The organism is Collinsella aerofaciens, from assembly GCF_001405375.1.
Lineage (GTDB): Bacteria > Actinomycetota > Coriobacteriia > Coriobacteriales > Coriobacteriaceae > Collinsella > Collinsella aerofaciens_F.
Genome location: NZ_CYYP01000002.1, coordinates 217,875 through 234,282, shown reverse-complemented (window position 1 = coordinate 234,282; position 16,408 = coordinate 217,875). Strand labels below are relative to the sequence as shown.

Here is a 16,408-nt window from a genome sequence, read left to right as displayed (position 1 = left end):
GGCCAGGCTTTATCTTCACTCCGGTTGCTTCGCAAAGTCGTTCAGATAAAGCCTGGCCCGCCCGCGAAGCGCCACAAAGACCGCAGGGACGGGAGCAGCTATACTACTCTCAGTAGTTAAGGGTCGCGGATCCGCCGCGTCACCGCTCTCAACAGGAGGTCTTTGTTTATGGCAGATCAAAAGCCGGTTGTCGGGATCATCATGGGCTCCAAGTCCGATCTGGGCGTTATGGAAGGCTGCACCGCCGAGCTCGAGGCGCTTGGTGTGCCCTATGAGCTCGTCATTGCGAGCGCACACCGCACGCCGGCGAAGGTCCACGAGTGGGCCTCGACTGCCGCCGATCGCGGTATCAAAGTGATTATCGCCGCCGCCGGCAAGGCTGCTCACCTGGGCGGTGTCGTGGCTGCGTTTACGCCGCTGCCGGTCATCGGCGTGCCTATGAAGACGAGCGATCTGGGTGGTATGGACTCGCTGCTGTCGATGGTGCAGATGCCTTCGGGCGTGCCCGTTGCCTGTGTGGCCATCAACGGTGCCAAGAACGCTGCCATTTACGCCACGCAGATTCTGGGCGCATGCGACCCCGAGTACCGCAAGGTTATCGAGAAGATGAAGCAGGAGATGGCCGACGCCTAGGCGTTCCGCCGTTTCACCGCAGTATAAGGAGAGCCATGTCCGACTATCAGGGAAAACGATTCAAGGCTTCTCAGATTCCCGATCCGTCGAAGCCGGGTGCTGCCTGTGCGGCACAGCAGGGTCGGACATCCTCTCCTCAGCAGCCGCGCGCGCCGCGCCCCGTGACACCGGCGTCCCATCGCCGCCAGGATACGCCGGCTGCGTATCGCCCTTCGTCATATGGCACGGCAAAGAAGCAGGCCCGGACGCCGAGGCAAACGAGCGGCGCGGCGTCCAGCTACACTGAGCCGCCGCGTAAAAAGCGCCGCTCCATCATTCCTATTCTGCTCATTATCGTGGGCATCGGTCTGATTGTCGCCGCCGCCGCTATCTTTATCAATGCTCAGATTGGCTATAAGCAGGCAAGCGATTCGTACCAGAAAATCGAGAAGCAATATGTAAGCGATCAGGACGCCAGCGGCGTGCCGATTATCGACTTCGATGCGCTTGCTAAGACAAACCCCGAGATTGTGGGTTGGATTTATGTGCCGGGAACCAACATCAACTATCCCGTGGTGCAGACCAACAACAACTCCAAATACCTCAACACGCTGTTTGACGGTACATCTAACGCGTCCGGTGCCATTTTCTTGGATAGTGATGATACCGCGCCGGGAATGGTTGACCAGCAGACCACGATCTACGGCCACCATATGAACGACGGGTCGATGTTCAACGTGATTTCGGACACCACCAACCAGGCGACGTTCGATAGCATCGAGTTTGTGTATTACATCACACGGGATGCTACGTATAAGCTGCGACCACTGGCGACCAAAGTTGTCGAGGACACGTATGCCAAGGCTCGCACGCCCAATTTTGAGGGCGATGACGGGCTCAAGAACTATCTGTCCGAGATGCTCGACGGTGCCTCTGCCGTGGCGAGCGATGCCACCGATCGTGCCGCTTCGGCAACCAAGGTCGTAACGCTTGTGACCTGTCGTTCGTTATCGCTGAGCAACACGCGTGCTGTCATGGTGCTCACGCCGGTCGAGGAATAAGTTGTTCGAGAGTAGCTAAAAAGCCCCGTTCCAAATTGGCTACTCGACGACGGTAAGGGAGAAATGATGCTCGAGAATGGCAAAACGATGCCTTCGGTTGATGCTTGGCTGCGCGAGGCCAAGGCCGATTCGTCGGCACCTGCGTGCGGTATGTATCTGACACATAACGGTGTGGTGCGCGCGACGCCCAAGGCCGAGGCGCGCGGTGTCGAGACCGATGGCGTGGCGCCGGGCCACAAGGTGGGCGGCATGGTGTTCGGCTTCGATGCTCAGAAGGTGCAGGCTGCTATCGAGGCTACGAGCGCGATGCCGGGTATCGGCTATGTGCGCGTGTGGCTGGCAAGCGGCGAACTCGCCGTGGGTGACGACATCATGCTCGTGCTCATCGGCGGGGACATTCGCCCGCACGTGGTCGATGCGCTGCAGGCGCTCGTTGGCACCATCAAGAACGAATGCGTAAGTGAGGTCGAGCGCGAGGCGTAGAGGCTTGCGTCGATAGAAGACTCGTTTATAAAAATGCCCGCCGGTACGTGTGATACCGGCGGGCATTTTGCGTTTTGGACGCGGTTGGCGCTACACGCGCGTCGCATCCTTGGGGCTCATGGTCATGCTCTGGAAGCGATTCTCCATAAAGTCATTATCGAAGTACTTGCCGTAGAACTGCGCAACGGGAATATCCGGTTCCGTGCCGTTGACGCGCTGGTACCAGTAGTCGAGCGACTGCAGCGTCATGACGCCGTCGACCAGCATAATGATGGTGAAGATGACGGTGGCCGAGTAGCGACTCTTCCACGGAATCATGTTGATGAGCTTGAGCAGTCTCGGCAGCAGCAGCTTGATCCAGATGAGTCCGCCCAGGCCCCACAGGCAGGCAAAGCCCGTGCAGGTGCGTCCGCCCGTAAGGACGGCGAGCGGGTCGGGCATGCCGAACAGCTTCATGTGCGAGTAGCTCCACGAGACCACGCCAAACGAGGTTTGCATAAACCAGCCCACGAACACCTCAAAGCTTGCGCCGAGCAGCGCGCTCACCAAAAAGATAATGATGGGGTTCTTTTTATAGAAGCGGTTGAGCACCATGGTCATGAGTACGGCGCCAAATCCGTAGATGGGGCTGAAGGGGCCAAACAGCATGCCGGCGCGGTTCTGGTAGACGCCGGGGTCGTCGACCGTCATGTGCCAGATGTCCTCGGCGATCAGGCCGAGCACGCAGCAGACAAAGAACACCCAGAATAGGTTGAAGTAGTTGAGCTTGATGTAGCCTTCGCCGGTTTCATCGCGACCGAGCATGCCCTCGTCGGCGGCGTCGCGATCGAGCATCTCCTGCAGGCGGCGCTGCAGTTCGCGCTCCTGGCGCAGCGTGGGGTCGACGGTGGCCGAAAGCGCGACGAGGATGCCGAGCTGGATGGCAGGGCGCAGCAAGAAAGGCCCGATGCCCTGGAGCATCACGTCAACCAAAAGCTCGACGACGGTAAACGCGATAAGGATATAGGACAGACGGGCGGCATTGCGGCGCTGGTTCTTGATGAGGTCCAGGCCAAAGATGATCAAGATGACGGCACTGGCAGCCGAGAGCATGATGCCGGCGACAATCAGTCCGACCGCGACGAGCGTGTTGTCGCCGAGCTTGGCGGCGGCGTTGCCGTTGATGAGTGCGGTGATGACCTGCCACATAAAGGCGCCGACCGAAGGGAGCGTGCCCACGCCGGACAGGATGCACAGGACGGCGTATACCTTAATGATGAGGGGGATCTTCTTGACCTCCGTGGCGCTGGGGACGCTGGGGTCGAGTTCGTTTCGATCCATACATAACCTTTCTCGTTTTGCTGTAGGTACAAGGATACGCCGCCGACCTGCCAAAAGACAGGACGAACGTCCCAATTGCAACAATGCAAGCCCCAACGGCGGGCGAGACGCGTCGCGGCGGAAGCATGCGGGATCGTCGGCCCCGAGGCGGTTGCCCAATAAAATGTTTGGCTGCAAAACGGATTATAAGCTCGGTGGGCTTTTAAAAAGCGCTGTTCATGCGCGGGAGTGCTTGTCTTGCCGTGCGTATAATAGGGCAGGTAACGCCAAATAACGAGGCTCTGAGGGGATGCCATGTCTCAAGAAACCATCCACGCGGCCGAGCGCGCCGCGGGACAGGTGAAGACCATGTCGACGTATGATCCGGACTCCGACCAGCTGCATGAGGAATGCGGCATTTTTGGTGTGTGGGCACCCGATCGCGATGTGGCTCGACTGACGTACTTTGGTCTGCGCGCGCTGCAGCATCGCGGCCAGGAATCGGCGGGAATCGCCGTGGGTGATGGCGGCACGGTTATGGTTCGCAAAGACCTGGGACTGCTCGACCGCGTGTTCTCCAACGCCGACCTGTCGACGCTCTCCGGCCAGCTGGCCGTGGGCCACGTGCGCTATGGCACTGCCGGCGCCAAGAGCTGGGAAGCCTCGCAGCCGCACCTCTCTACCATCAATAGCGTCATTATCGCGCTTGCGCACAACGGTACCCTCGTCAACACCGACGAGCTGCGCCGCCAGCTGATCGAGCTGGGCGTGCCGTTCCTCTCCAATTCGGATTCCGAGGTCGCGACCAAGCTTATCGGCTACTTTACCCAGCGTACGGGTCATCTGCGCGAGGGCATTCGTAAGACCATGGAGCTCGTGTGCGGCGGCTACGCCATGACGCTCATCAACGAGCAGGCGCTCTACGCATTCCGCGATCCGCACGGCATTCGCCCGCTCGTGCTGGGCAAGCTGGTGGACGAGGGTCTGGACCAGGCCGATGCCGCATCCGTTTCGCAGCTGCCGTCGCAGGACGGCGCCGCGACGGTCGACGCCACCACCCATGTCACGCGCGCCGGCGGCTGGGTCGTTGCCTCCGAGACGTGCGCACTCGACATCGTGGGTGCCGAGTACGTCCGTGACGTCCGTCCCGGCGAGATCTTGCGCATCAGTGCCGAGGGCCTTGTGTCCGAGCAGGGTGTGCCTGCAGCCGAAGAGCCCGCAAACTGCATCTTTGAGCAGGTCTACTTTGCCCGCCCCGACTCCATCATGAACGGCAAGAGCGTCTATGCCTGCCGTTACGACATGGGTCGTCAGCTGGCACACGAGGAGCCCGTCGAGGCCGATCTGGTCATCGGCGTGCCCGACTCCGGCCTGCCGCCCGCGGAGGGGTATTCGCACGAGAGCGGTATTCCCTTTGGCGAGGGCCTCATCAAGAACCGCTACGTGGGCCGTACGTTTATCGAGCCCACGCAGGAGCTGCGCGCCATGGGCGTGCGTATGAAACTCAACCCGCTGCGTGACAACATCGAGGGCAAGCGCCTGGTCGTCATCGACGACTCCATCGTGCGCGGCACCACCATGGTGCAGCTCGTCAAGATGCTACGCAACGCTGGCGCCAAGGAGATTCATATCCGCATCAACTCGCCCGAGGTCATCTGGCCGTGCTTCTACGGCATCGATACCGACGTGCAGTCGCAGCTCATCAGCGCCAACAAGACGGTCGATGAGATTTGCGAGTATATCGGCGCCGATTCGCTGGCCTTCCTTTCGGTCGAGGGCCTGCTTAAGGTCATGCCCAAAGGCGGTTACTGCGATGCGTGCTTTACCGGCCGCTACCCCGTGGCGATTCCCGAGAGTTTTGGCCGCGACAAGTTCATGGAGGGCTTTAAGCCCCGCAACCTGGACAAGCCGCTGCATGTTGATGACGACGCCGTGGTCGAGAAATACGACGACCGCAGTTGGGAAGAGGAGCACGGCGAGGCCTAAAACCTGCCATGTAGGGACAGGTTTATTTTGGTAGGTTTTACCTGCTGTTTTGTTGATATGGCGGCGCGTGCTGTTATGGCGCGCGCCGAAATGAACGCAACTATGAGCACCGTTTGGCGCCCGCGCGGCGGACGGTAGTGGGAGAGGAAGGCTCAGATGAGCGACAGCAAGCATGTGACGTATGAGGATGCCGGCGTCGATACCGCTGAGGGCGGCCGCGCCGTCGACGCTATTAAGCAAATGGTTAAGGACACCAACCGTCCCGAGGTCATCGGCGGTATCGGTGGCTTTGGTGGCTTATTCTCGGCCGCCGCGCTTAAGGATATGGAAGACCCGATTCTGATTAGCGGTACCGACGGCGTGGGCACCAAGCTCGTGCTTGCCCAGATCATGGACCGTCACGAGACGGTGGGCCAGGACCTGGTCGCTATGTGCGTCAACGACATTTTGGCTTCGGGCGCCGAGCCGCTGTTCTTCCTGGACTACGTTGCCATCGGTCACATCGAGGCCGGGCACATGGCAAAGATCATCAAGGGCGTGGCCGATGGCTGTAAGCTCGCGGGCTGCGCGCTCGTGGGCGGTGAGATGGCCGAGCACCCCGGCGTCATGGCTCCGGCCGACTACGACCTTGCCGGCTTTACCGTGGGCGTCGTCGACCGTCCCAAGATGCTCGACCCCGCAAACGTCCGCCCGGGCGATGTGATCCTGGGCCTGCCTTCCACCGGCGTGCACTCCAACGGCTACTCGCTCGTGCGCAAGGTCATTGGCGTCGACGGCATTAAGCCGGGCACGCCCGAGGCCGCCGCTAAGGCGGAGGAGCTGAGCCGTCCGCTCGAGGAGCTCGGCGGTGCTTCGCTGGCAGACGCTCTGCTGGCCCCCACGCGCATCTACGTCAAGCCGGTTCTTGAGCTGCTCCGCGGCGGCGCTCCGGTGCACGCCATCGCCCACATCACTGGCGGCGGTATTACCGAGAACCTCAACCGCGCGCTCGCCGACGACGTCGACGCCGTGGTCACCCGCAACGGTGCCGAGATGGGTTGGGACGTTCCGCCCGTCATCACCTATGTGTCGCGCCAGGCCGAGCTCGCGCCCAACGAGGCATGCAAGACCTTCAACATGGGCGTTGGCCTGTGCCTGATCGTCGCCCCCGAGGACGAGGCTGCGGTTACCGAGGCCCTGGTCACGCTGGGCGAGAAGCCGTTCCGCGTGGGCGAGTGCGTCGAGGGTTCCGGTAAGGTCGTGTACTCCGATGAGCGCTAACGAGCAGATGGCTGCCGCCGAGGGCCTGGGCTTTGTGCCCTACACCCGTCCGACCGGCACCGATACGGCCGAGCCGCTCAAGATCGGTGTGCTCATCAGCGGTTCGGGTACCAACCTGCAGGCGCTGATCGATCTGATCGCCGCCGGCAAGCTCAACGCTTCGATTGAGCTTGTGGTGTCGAGCCGTCCTTCGGCTAAGGGTTTGCAGCGCGCTGAGCGCGCGGGCATCCAGACGCTCACGCTGTCTAAGGATGTCTACGCCGACCCCATCGCCGCCGACGAGATCATCGCGCACGAACTGCTCGAACGCGGCTGCGAGTATGTGGTCATGGCCGGCTACATGCGCATGGTGCACACGCCGCTGCTGGCGGCGTTTCCCAACCGCGTGGTCAACTTGCATCCGGCGCTGCTGCCGAGCTTTACCGGTGCGCATGCGATTGACGATGCCTTTGCGCGCGGCGTCAAGGTAACTGGCGTGACCGTGCATTTTGCCAACGAGATCTACGACAACGGTCCCATCATCGCCCAGCGTGCGCTGGCTGTTGAGGAGGGCTGGGATGTCGACACGCTCGAGGAGCACATCCACGCGATTGAGCACGTGCTGTATCCCGAGGTCGTGCAAATGCTCGCCGACGGCCGCGTCCACGTGCTGGAGAGCGGCAAGGTCGCAATTGACGCGCCTCGCGGCTAGCGGCGCACAGTACAATTTAGCCGAGTAGTCAGGGTGGTCATTGGCGCCAAGGCGCGCGTGGCCACCTTTTGTTTTTGGGTAGTCATCGGGGACGGTCTTTAACGACTAGTCATTCAAGAACGTCGCAGGTGACTGGGTGAGAGAGGTGAGCACATGGCGGATAACGAAGCTCTGTTTACGCCTGAGCTGGTGTTTTTTGATTGGGAGTGTGCAACGCCGGATGAGGTGTTTGCGCGGCTCGAGGGCGAGCTTGCACCACGTGGCTACATTGCCGACGGTTGGCTCGACGCCGTTCGCACGCGAGAGGATGCCTATCCCACGGGTCTTGCCATGCCGGCGGCAAACATTGCCATTCCGCATACCGATCCGGGGTTTGTGGCCAAGCCCTATATCGCGGTGGTGAAGCCCGCCGCGCCCGTGACATTTAACGCTATGGCTGGCATGGGCGCTCCGGTGCCGGCGCAGATCGTCATCAATTTGGGTATTGCCGAGCCGGGCGGCCAGGTCGAGGCCCTGCAGGCGCTCATGAATATCTTTATGGACGCCGATGCCGCAGCCGACGTGCTCGGCCAGACCACGCCCCAGGGCATGGTCGACGCCATCCGCCGCCACTTCTAGGGTGGGGCTGAGTCGGCACTTGGGGACTGTCCCTAACTGCCGGCAGAAAAGGAACGTCCCTAACTGCCGACTGCCAGGTATGCCCCCTTTGCACCAAAATGGTGCAGATTAACCTGTGTCCCATGCACCAGGTGTGCCGCAGGGGCTGCGTTGTGACACAATGGCGTTTGTTCGATTCGTGATGCGAAAGGCCAAACATGGCAAATAAGAAAAAGAACCCCGAGGCCGCGCCGACGCCCGAGCAACAGGCTCGCACCGCCTCCAGCTCTCGTAAGAATCAGCGCAAGACCTATGTGTCCAAGACCGTCAAGATCATCCTGGTGGTCATCGGCGTGCTGGCGATGCTGCTTTCTGTCTCGGCCATGGCGTGCTCCGGCCTGATGTCGCAGACCGAAAGCGCCAGCTCGGGCTATAAGCTCACTGGTGGCGTGGCTGCTACCATCAATGGCACCAACCTCACCGAGGACACCGTGACCAAGCAGATCATGAGCATGCGTACGTCCTACGGCTACACCAAGGATAAGGATTGGGCGCAGTATCTGGTTGACAACGACCTCACGCCCAAGAAGTACCGCAAGCAACTCATCGACTCCTACACGCAGCAGATTCTGCTTCAACAGGCACAGAAGGAGAACGGCGTGACGGTGTCGGACGAGGAGGTCGAGAAGGCTTGGAAGGACGCGTGCAAGAGCGCGGGCGGTGCCAAGGCCTTTAAGAAGACCCTCAAGACCTACGGCTATACCGAGGACACCTACAAGGACTCACTCAAGGAGAGTCTGGCGCAGCAGAAACTCAAGGATGCCGTCGCGCCCACGAGCAAGCCCAAGGACAGCGAGATTGTCGATTACATCAACGAAAACCTGTCCAGCTACAACGACGCCCGCCGCTCGTCGAACATCCTGATCAAGGTTGATTCCGACGCTTCCGACGAGGACAAGGCTGCCGCCAAGGCCAAGGCGCAGGAGTGCCTGGACAAGATCAACTCCGGTGAGCTGAGCTTTGAGGACGCCGTTGAGCAGTACTCCGAGGACACCGGTTCCAAGGAGAAGAAGGGCGATGTGGGCTGGGATAAGCTCACCACTTTCGTCGACAGCTACCAGACGGCGCTCGAGGGACTCAACAAGGGCGACGTGAGCGAAGTCGTCGAGTCGACCTATGGCTACCACATCATCAAGTGCACCGACTACTTCCATGTCGATAATCAGGTTGATGACATCAACCAGGTGCCCAAGGACATCAAAAAGTACGTCTCCAACGTGGTGAAGACGCAAGCGGCCAGCACCGCGTACAGCGAGTGGCTGGAGCAGTACAAGAAGGATGCCGACATCACCGTCAACCCCATGCCCAAGGACGTACCCTATAACGTGAGTCTGAAGGGCGTCACCAAGAGCTCGACCGACGATTCGTCGACGACTGAGTAATCATGGGGCGGTGCTCGCGCGAGTGCCGCCCACGCTATTAGAGAGGATTTGCAGATGACCAACGAAGAGCTGCAGAAGGAAATGATCGCGGCCATGAAGGCCAAGGATAAGGTTCGCCTGTCCATCATTCGCCAGGTTAAGGCCGAGGTGAAGAATATCGAGGTTAACGAGCGCCGCGATGTGACCGAGGAAGACGTCAACAGCATGATCAAGCGTCTGATCAAGCAGACGAGCGAGACGCTGGAGATGTCCATCAAGGCCGGCACCGACCAGGAGCGTACCGACAATCTGACCGAGCAGGTCAAGATTCTGGAGAGCCTGCTGCCCGCGCAGGTTTCGGGCGAGGAGCTCGAGGCCCTGATCGAGCAGGTTATCGCCGAGCTGGGCGCCACGTCCAAGAAGCAGATGGGCCAGGTTATGGGCGCACTCGGCAAGGCCACCGGTGGCAACTTCGATAAGCCGGCCGCGGCAAAGATCGTCGGAGCCAAACTCGCGTAGGGGCCGAGCGGTACATAGTTGATGTTTAGGGGGGCGTGGCCGTCATGGTCGCGCCCCTTTTTGCTGGGCTGGGCACTCATTGGGGACAGGCTTAAATGAGTGCCCGGGCTACGCTCATTGGGGACGGGCTTAAATGAGCGCCCAATGAGCAGGTACTCATTTAAGTCTGTCCCCAATGACTAGGTGGAAGGTTGCGGGTTCTTTACGGGAATGTAGTGTGGGCTGCGGAAACGTGATTCTTTCCGTACAATAGTTCAACTCGTGTAAACGCAGGGAAGGGACATTCATGGCAGACATGATCGAGATCAAGCATCTCAACAAGTACTTTGGCGACCTGCATGTGCTCAAAGATATCAACCTCACCGTCAAACGCGGCGAGAAGCTCGTAATGATCGGGCCTTCCGGCTCGGGTAAATCGACGCTCATCCGTTGCGTCGATTATCTGGAGGAGCCCACGTCGGGCGAGGTTGTCATCGACGGTACGCCGCTCACCAAAAAGAATCACCTGGAGATGGCTCGCAAGTATAGTTCCATGGTGTTTCAGCAGTTCAACCTGTATCCCAACATGACGGTGCTGGGCAACCTGACGCTCGCGCCCATCAAACTGCAAAAGAAGAGCAAGGAGGAGGCGACCGAGATCGCCATCGCTGCGCTCAAGCGCGTCGGCATGGCACATAAGGCCGGCGAGTATCCGCAGAATCTCTCGGGTGGTCAGCAGCAGCGCATCGCCATCGCCCGTGCCCTGTGCACCAAGCAGCCTATCATCCTGTTTGACGAGCCGACCTCGGCACTCGACCCCGAGATGGTCCAGGAAGTCCTGGACGTTATGATTGAGCTCGCGCAGGAGGACATCACCATGATCTGCGTGACGCACGAGATGGGCTTTGCGCGCCAGGTGGCCGACCGCGTCATCTTTATGGAGGACGGCCGCATCCTGGAGGAGGGCACGCCCGAGCATTTCTTCGATAACCCCGAGAACCCGCGTTGCCGCGAGTTCCTGTCCAAGATTCTGCACTAGGCGCGGTGATGGACATGACGGATATGACGAGGGCGGCCGTGTCGCGCCGTCACTTTTTGCAGCTGGCGGGCGCCGGTATGCTTACGCTGACGGGGGCCGCGCTTACCGGTTGCGGCAACTCCACCAGCGGCGAGGGCTCCGACAAGGGGTCCAAGCTTGCGGCCATTAAGTCGCGCGGCCATCTGAATGCCGGCGTTAAGAAGGATGTTCCCGGCTACGGCTATTACGACACCGCCAAGGGCCGCTTTGAGGGCATGGAAGTCGATTTGTGCTACCAGATCGCCGCTGCCGTCTTTGGCGTGAGTTACAAGGAGGCCCGCGCCCAGGAGCTTGTCGAGTTTACCGACGTAACGCCCAAGACGCGCGGCCCGCTGATCGATAACGGCCAGCTCGACGTGGTCGCGGCGACCTACACCATCACCGACGAGCGCAAGAAGAGCTGGGATTTCTCGACGCCGTACCGTACCGACTACGTGGGACTTATGGTCAAGAAGCGTTCGGGCTTTACCTCGATTGAAGATCTGGATGGCAAGGTCATTGGTGTGAGCCAGGGTGCCACCACACAGGGCCTCATCGAGCAGATGATCAAGGACAACGGCTTTAGCTGCAAGCCCGAGTTTAGGGCCTTTAGTGGCTACCCCATCATCAAGAGCTCGCTCGACGCCGGCAATATCGACGTCTTCGCCATGGACCGCTCCACGCTGGCCGGTTACATGAACGAGACCGTTGAGCTGCTGCAGCCCGAGGTCAAGTTTGGCGAGCAGGGCTACGGCGTGGCGACCAAGAAAGGCTGCGACCTTTCGGCCGTGGTCGATCAGGTGATTTGCGATCGCCTGGCCGACGGTTGGCTCGACCAAGAGGTCAAGACCTGGGGTCTTGTATAGGCGCATCGTCCAAGGAAGGAATCAAATGCTCGAAGGATTATTTGACGCCGACCGTTGGTCGACGACATTTCAAAATATGGGGCCCTTCTGGGAGGGCTTTGGCGTGACGCTACAGGTGGTCGTTGCCGGTCTGCTGTTGTCGCTGGTGCTGGGCACGCTGCTGGGCGTGTTCTCTACCACTCGTTCGCGCGTGCTGCGCGCCATAAGCCGCGCGTACGTGGAGTTTTACCAGAACACCCCGTTGCCCGTACAGGTGCTCTTTATGTACATGGCCGGTCCGCAGTTTTTGCAGGCCATAACCGGTGCCGACCAGCCGGTGCGCATCGCTCCGTTCGTGCTGGGCTTCTTGGGCGTGGGCCTGTATCACGCGGCCTACATTTCGGAGGTCATCCGCACTGGTATCGAGGCGGTTCCGCGCGGTCAGATGGAGGCGGCTCAGAGCCAGGGCTTCACCCGTGCGCAGGCGTACTGGTACATCGTGCTGCCCCAGACATTCAAGATCATTCTGCCGCCGCTGTGTAACCAGGCGCTCAACCTGGTCAAGAACACGTCGGTGCTGGCGCTTGTGGCCGGCGGCGACCTTATGTACCGTTCCGACAACTTCGTGAGTCTGTACGGTTACCTGCAGGGGTACATCGTCTGCTGCCTTATGTACTTCATCATCTGCTTTCCGCTCGCCATGCTGGTGCAGTGGCTCGAGCGTCGCTCCAAGGAGCGTCCGCGCGGCGTGAGCCTGGCCGAGCTGGGGCTCGACAATGTAGAGGAGGCCTAGCGCATGGAAATCTTCAACGCGACCAACCTGCTCTACATTTGGGGCGGCTTTGTTAAGACGATCGAGATCTCGGCGCTGTCGATCTTTTTCTCGCTCATCTTTGGCACGGTGCTGGCGCTCGTTAAGAGCTATGCGCCCCGCCCGTTCCGTATTTTGGTGAGCGCCTATATCGAACTGTTCCGTTGCACGCCAAACCTGCTGTGGATCCTGTTTATCTACTTTACGGTGCAGGGTTTGGACATTGTGATTTCGACCATCGCCTTTACGCTGTTTACCAGCGCTGTTATGGCCGAGATTGTGCGCGGCGGTCTCAACTCGATTCCGCGTGGCCAGTTTGAGGCAGCGCAGAGCCAGGGCTTCGGCTTCTTTGCCACCATGCGCTACATCATTTTGCCGCAGACGTTTAAGACGATCATTCCGGCGCTGTTTAGCCAGTGCACGACCGTCATCAAGGACAGCTCGTATCTTTCGGGCATTAACGTGGCCGAGCTCATGTACACGGCAAACGTCGTGATGGCTCACGCAATCGACCTGTCGCAGGTGCTTATGCTCTACGGCCTGGTGTTTGCGATGTACTTTGTGCTCAACTTTGGTATCTCGCTGCTGGTGAGGGCATATCAACGCCGTATTGTGGCAGCGTAGAATGTGACAAAGGGACTGTCCCTTTGTCACATAGAGAAAGGAATCGCGATGAGCGATCTGGAGAATAAGAAGAATCCTGTGGTCATTACCATCGCGCGCGACTTTGGCGCCGAGGGCCACGAGATTGGTCGCATGCTTGCCGACGAGTTGGGGATTCCACTGTACGATAACGAGCTGCTGGTGCGCGCGTCGCTGCGCGCGGGCGAGTCGCTCGATAAGATGGCCGCCTACGACGAGCGTCTGGCTGTGGAGAACATGGCGTTTCTGCCCGACCGTTACGATGCGCGTTCGTACTCGGATAAGTTGTTCCAAAAGATGAGCCAGGTGATTTTGGATCTGGGCGAGACCGAGAGCTGCATTATCGAAGGCCGCCTGTCCGATTACCTGCTGCGTAACAACCCCAATCACATTGCCGTGTTGGTGACCGCGCCCTTTGAGGACCGCGTCGAGATCGTGCGCAAAAAGCGTGGCCTTAACAAAAAGAAGGGCGCCAAGCTGGTCAAGCAGCAGCAGAAGGCGCGCGAGGCGTTCTATAAGCGCTACAGTGCCGGAAAGTGGAAGATGACGAGCGGCAAGGACATCGTCGTCAACCGCGCCAAGCTGGGCCGCGAGGGCTGCAAAGACGTTATTGCCGCAGCCTACCGCTACAAAGTAGCGCAGCTCGAAGACTAACCGACCAAAAACCACCACAAAGGGGACAGGCACCTTTGTGGTGGTCGGTCGACTGGCATAGAAAAAGTCCCCGCCGGGCGTGTGCTCGACGGGGACTTTGCCGTTTGATGGCTAACGCTGTAGGTGATTACTCGCCCAGCAGGCTCTTGGTGATGGAAGCGGCGGCCTTCTTGCCGGCGCCCATCGCCAGAATGACCGTAGCGGCACCGGTGACGATGTCGCCGCCGGCCCAGATGCGGGGATCGGTGGTCTGGCCGGTCTCCTCGTCGGCGACGATGTAGCCCCACTTGTTGAGCTCCATCTTGCCGCCGATCTTCTTTGCGAAGGGGTTGGCGTTGGTACCGATAGCCGAGATTGCGACGTCGCAGGGAATCTCCTCGATGGCGCCCTCGATGGGCACCGGGCGACGACGGCCGGACTCGTCGGGCTCGCCGAGCTCCATCTTCTGGACCTTGACGGCGCACACGGAGCCGTCCTCGCCAGCGACAAACTCGAGCGGGGAAACGAGCGGCAGAACCTCGACGCCCTCGGCCTTGGCGTGGTGCAGCTCGGCACGACGGCAGGGCATCTCGTCCTCGGTACGACGGTAGGCGATGATGGCGTGCTCAGCGCCCAGGCGCTTGGCGGTACGGACGGCGTCCATAGCCACGTTGCCGCCACCAAAGACAACGACGTTCTTGCCGTGCTTGGTGGGGGTGTCGTACTCGGGGAACTTGTTGGCCTTCATCAGGTTCACGCGGGTGAGGTACTCGTTCGCGAAGAAGACGTTGGGCAGGTTCTCGCCGGGGACGTTGAGGAACTTGGGCAGGCCAGCGCCGGTCGCCACGTAGATGGCGTCGAAGCCCTGCTCGAACAGCTCCTCGGCCGTGGCCATGTTGCCCACGACGGAGTTGTACTCAAACTTGACGCCCATGTCCTCCAGGCCGTCAATCTCGCGCTTGACGACTGCCTTGGGCAGACGGAACTCGGGGATGCCGTAGACCAGCACGCCGCCGCCGGTGAAGAAGGCCTCAAAGACGGTGACGTCAAAGCCATTGCGGGCGAGCTCGCCGGCGCAGGTGATGCCGGACGGGCCAGAGCCCACGACGGCGACCTTCTTGCCGTTCTTGGGAGCCATCTTGGGCGTGGAGGCGAGCTCGGGGCGATCACCCAGGAAGCGCTCGAGCTGGCCGATGGCCACAGGCTCGGACTTCTTGCCGCGGATGCACTTGCCCTCGCACTGGTTCTCCTGCGGGCAGACGCGGCCGCAGATGGCGGGAAGCATGGAGTCCTCGCGGATGGTATCGAGAGCGCCGCCGAAGTCCTTCTCGCGGATCTGCTCGATAAAGCGGGGGATGTTGATGTTGACGGGGCAGCCCTCAACACAGAACGGCTTCTTGCAGTTGAGGCAGCGCTCGGCCTCGGCCAGCGCCATCTCCTCGGTGAAGCCCTTGTCGACGGGGCGGAAGTCGCAGGCGCGCTCGGCAGCCGGCTCCTCGTTATCGGGGGTGCGGGGCGACTTCATATCGGCAACGAAACGACCGTTAACTAGTGGCATGCGCAGCTCTTTTCCTCATAGGCCTTGAGGGACTCGCCCTCTTCGGAACGGTAAGCGGCCTGGCGGGCACGAAGGTCATCCCAGTCGACCAGGGTGGCATCGAAGTCGGGGCCGTCGACGCAAGCGAACTTGGTCACGCCGCCCACCTCGACACGGCAGCAGCCGCACATGCCGGTGCCGTCAACCATGATGGGGTTGAGCGACGCGGTGATGGGGGTGTCGTACTTCTGGGCGGTGAGGGTCGAGAACTTCATCATCGGAACGGGGCCGACGCAGAAGACCTGGCTCACGGCCTTGTCCTGCAGCAGGCGTTCCAGCGGAGCGGTGACAACGCCCTGCTCACCGTAGGAACCGTCATCGGTAGTGATGTGGATGTGGTCCTCGTCGAGGAGCTCGCGGAACTGGTCCTCCATAAGCAGGAGGTCCTTGGTGCGGGCGCCCATGATGGCGTGCACCTCGTGGCCGGTCTCGACCAGGTGCTTGGCGACCGGGAAGGCAATTGCCAGGCCGACGCCGCCGCCAATGACGGCGCAGGGGCCCTCGGCCATCTCGGTGGGAACGCCCAGCGGGCCCACGACGTCGCGCAGCGACTCGCCGGCCTCGTAGGTGGAAAGCATCTCGGTGGTCTTGCCGATCACCATGAAGATGAACTCGACCCAGCCCTCGTCACCGTTCCAGCCAGCTAGGGTAAACGGGACACGCTCGCCCGTCTCGTTGGCGCGAACCATGAGGAACTGTCCAGCGTGCGCATGCTTGGCGATTGCGGGCGCCTCGATGCGGAACTTGAACACCTTCTCCGAGAACTGCGTCTTCTCCAGGATCTTATACATAGAACCCCTCTCTTGTTAGGGCCGCCGAACCGTGCCTCCACGGAAATGGACGGTAGCCCGAATAAAACCGTACGCGCACAGGCGTTGTGCAGACATACGGTGCAAATTATACCCTCATGGCAAT

17 protein-coding genes are annotated in these 16,408 nt (G+C 60.6%); 14 read left to right on the top strand and 3 right to left on the bottom strand.

Features of this window, described 5'->3' with window-relative positions; genetic code table 11:
* Positions 1–168: 168 nt before the first annotated feature.
* The 3 genes from purE to ARB25_RS02060 all read left to right on the top strand — a co-directional run bounded on the left by purE (position 169) and on the right by ARB25_RS02060 (position 2,156).
* Positions 169–633, top strand: coding sequence for a 5-(carboxyamino)imidazole ribonucleotide mutase (gene purE, locus ARB25_RS02070; protein WP_006235810.1), 465 nt, complete (start codon positions 169–171; stop codon positions 631–633).
* A gap of 35 nt (positions 634–668) precedes the next feature.
* Positions 669–1,673: a class B sortase gene (locus tag ARB25_RS02065; protein ID WP_055285388.1), complete on the top strand. Its 1,005-nt coding sequence runs from the start codon at positions 669–671 to the stop codon at positions 1,671–1,673.
* 66 nt (positions 1,674–1,739) lie between these two features.
* Complete coding sequence (locus tag ARB25_RS02060) at positions 1,740–2,156, top strand: molybdenum cofactor biosynthesis protein MoaE (protein ID WP_055285387.1); 417 nt, start codon at positions 1,740–1,742, stop codon at positions 2,154–2,156.
* Between the two features lie 90 nt (positions 2,157–2,246).
* Here the strand turns inward: ARB25_RS02060 and ARB25_RS02055 are convergent, their stop codons facing one another.
* The gene (locus ARB25_RS02055) at positions 2,247–3,476 is read right to left on the bottom strand and encodes a putative ABC transporter permease (RefSeq protein ID WP_055285386.1); all 1,230 of its coding nucleotides are present in this window, start codon (positions 3,474–3,476) and stop codon (positions 2,247–2,249) included.
* A gap of 294 nt (positions 3,477–3,770) precedes the next feature.
* Here ARB25_RS02055 and ARB25_RS02050 point away from each other — a divergent pair, with 294 nt between their 5' ends.
* The 11 genes from ARB25_RS02050 to ARB25_RS02000 all read left to right on the top strand — a co-directional run bounded on the left by ARB25_RS02050 (position 3,771) and on the right by ARB25_RS02000 (position 13,917).
* On the top strand, positions 3,771–5,441 hold the full coding sequence (locus ARB25_RS02050; protein ID WP_055285385.1) for an amidophosphoribosyltransferase: 1,671 nt from the start codon (positions 3,771–3,773) through the stop codon (positions 5,439–5,441).
* Positions 5,442–5,597: 156 nt separating this feature from the next.
* The gene (gene purM / locus ARB25_RS02045) at positions 5,598–6,701 is read left to right on the top strand and encodes a phosphoribosylformylglycinamidine cyclo-ligase (protein WP_055285384.1); all 1,104 of its coding nucleotides are present in this window, start codon (positions 5,598–5,600) and stop codon (positions 6,699–6,701) included.
* Positions 6,691–7,392, top strand: a complete 702-nt coding sequence (gene purN / locus ARB25_RS02040) for a phosphoribosylglycinamide formyltransferase (RefSeq protein ID WP_055285383.1) — start codon at positions 6,691–6,693, stop codon at positions 7,390–7,392. Before purM ends, purN begins: the two co-directional genes overlap by 11 nt.
* 153 nt (positions 7,393–7,545) lie before the next feature.
* The gene (locus ARB25_RS02035; RefSeq protein WP_055285382.1) at positions 7,546–8,010 is read left to right on the top strand and encodes a PTS sugar transporter subunit IIA; all 465 of its coding nucleotides are present in this window, start codon (positions 7,546–7,548) and stop codon (positions 8,008–8,010) included.
* 197 nt (positions 8,011–8,207) lie between these two features.
* Positions 8,208–9,431, top strand: coding sequence for a peptidylprolyl isomerase (locus ARB25_RS02030; RefSeq protein ID WP_055285381.1), 1,224 nt, complete (start codon positions 8,208–8,210; stop codon positions 9,429–9,431).
* A gap of 54 nt (positions 9,432–9,485) precedes the next feature.
* The gene (locus ARB25_RS02025; RefSeq protein ID WP_006235801.1) at positions 9,486–9,929 is read left to right on the top strand and encodes a GatB/YqeY domain-containing protein; all 444 of its coding nucleotides are present in this window, start codon (positions 9,486–9,488) and stop codon (positions 9,927–9,929) included.
* A 286-nt stretch (positions 9,930–10,215) separates the two neighbouring features.
* Positions 10,216–10,947: an amino acid ABC transporter ATP-binding protein gene (locus ARB25_RS02020; protein ID WP_022094215.1), complete on the top strand. Its 732-nt coding sequence runs from the start codon at positions 10,216–10,218 to the stop codon at positions 10,945–10,947.
* A gap of 8 nt (positions 10,948–10,955) precedes the next feature.
* Complete coding sequence (locus ARB25_RS02015) at positions 10,956–11,831, top strand: transporter substrate-binding domain-containing protein (RefSeq protein ID WP_082421815.1); 876 nt, start codon at positions 10,956–10,958, stop codon at positions 11,829–11,831.
* 25 nt (positions 11,832–11,856) lie between these two features.
* Positions 11,857–12,603, top strand: a complete 747-nt coding sequence (locus ARB25_RS02010) for an amino acid ABC transporter permease (protein ID WP_055285380.1) — start codon at positions 11,857–11,859, stop codon at positions 12,601–12,603.
* 3 nt (positions 12,604–12,606) lie between these two features.
* Positions 12,607–13,245, top strand: a complete 639-nt coding sequence (locus tag ARB25_RS02005) for an amino acid ABC transporter permease (protein WP_055285379.1) — start codon at positions 12,607–12,609, stop codon at positions 13,243–13,245.
* A 48-nt stretch (positions 13,246–13,293) separates the two neighbouring features.
* Positions 13,294–13,917 carry a cytidylate kinase-like family protein gene (locus ARB25_RS02000; protein ID WP_055285378.1) on the top strand — a complete coding sequence of 208 codons (624 nt, stop codon included), beginning with the start codon at positions 13,294–13,296 and terminating at the stop codon, positions 13,915–13,917.
* Positions 13,918–14,044: 127 nt separating this feature from the next.
* Here ARB25_RS02000 and gltA read toward each other — a convergent pair whose 3' ends face one another.
* Together gltA and ARB25_RS01990 are read right to left on the bottom strand one after the other, a co-directional pair.
* Positions 14,045–15,454 (bottom strand): NADPH-dependent glutamate synthase, encoded by a 1,410-nt coding sequence (gltA, locus tag ARB25_RS01995; protein WP_006235794.1) that lies wholly within the window; start codon positions 15,452–15,454, stop codon positions 14,045–14,047.
* The gene (locus ARB25_RS01990) at positions 15,445–16,284 is read right to left on the bottom strand and encodes a sulfide/dihydroorotate dehydrogenase-like FAD/NAD-binding protein (RefSeq protein WP_006235793.1); all 840 of its coding nucleotides are present in this window, start codon (positions 16,282–16,284) and stop codon (positions 15,445–15,447) included. The genes gltA and ARB25_RS01990 overlap by 10 nt, the downstream gene beginning before the upstream one ends.
* Positions 16,285–16,408: the final 124 nt, after the last annotated feature.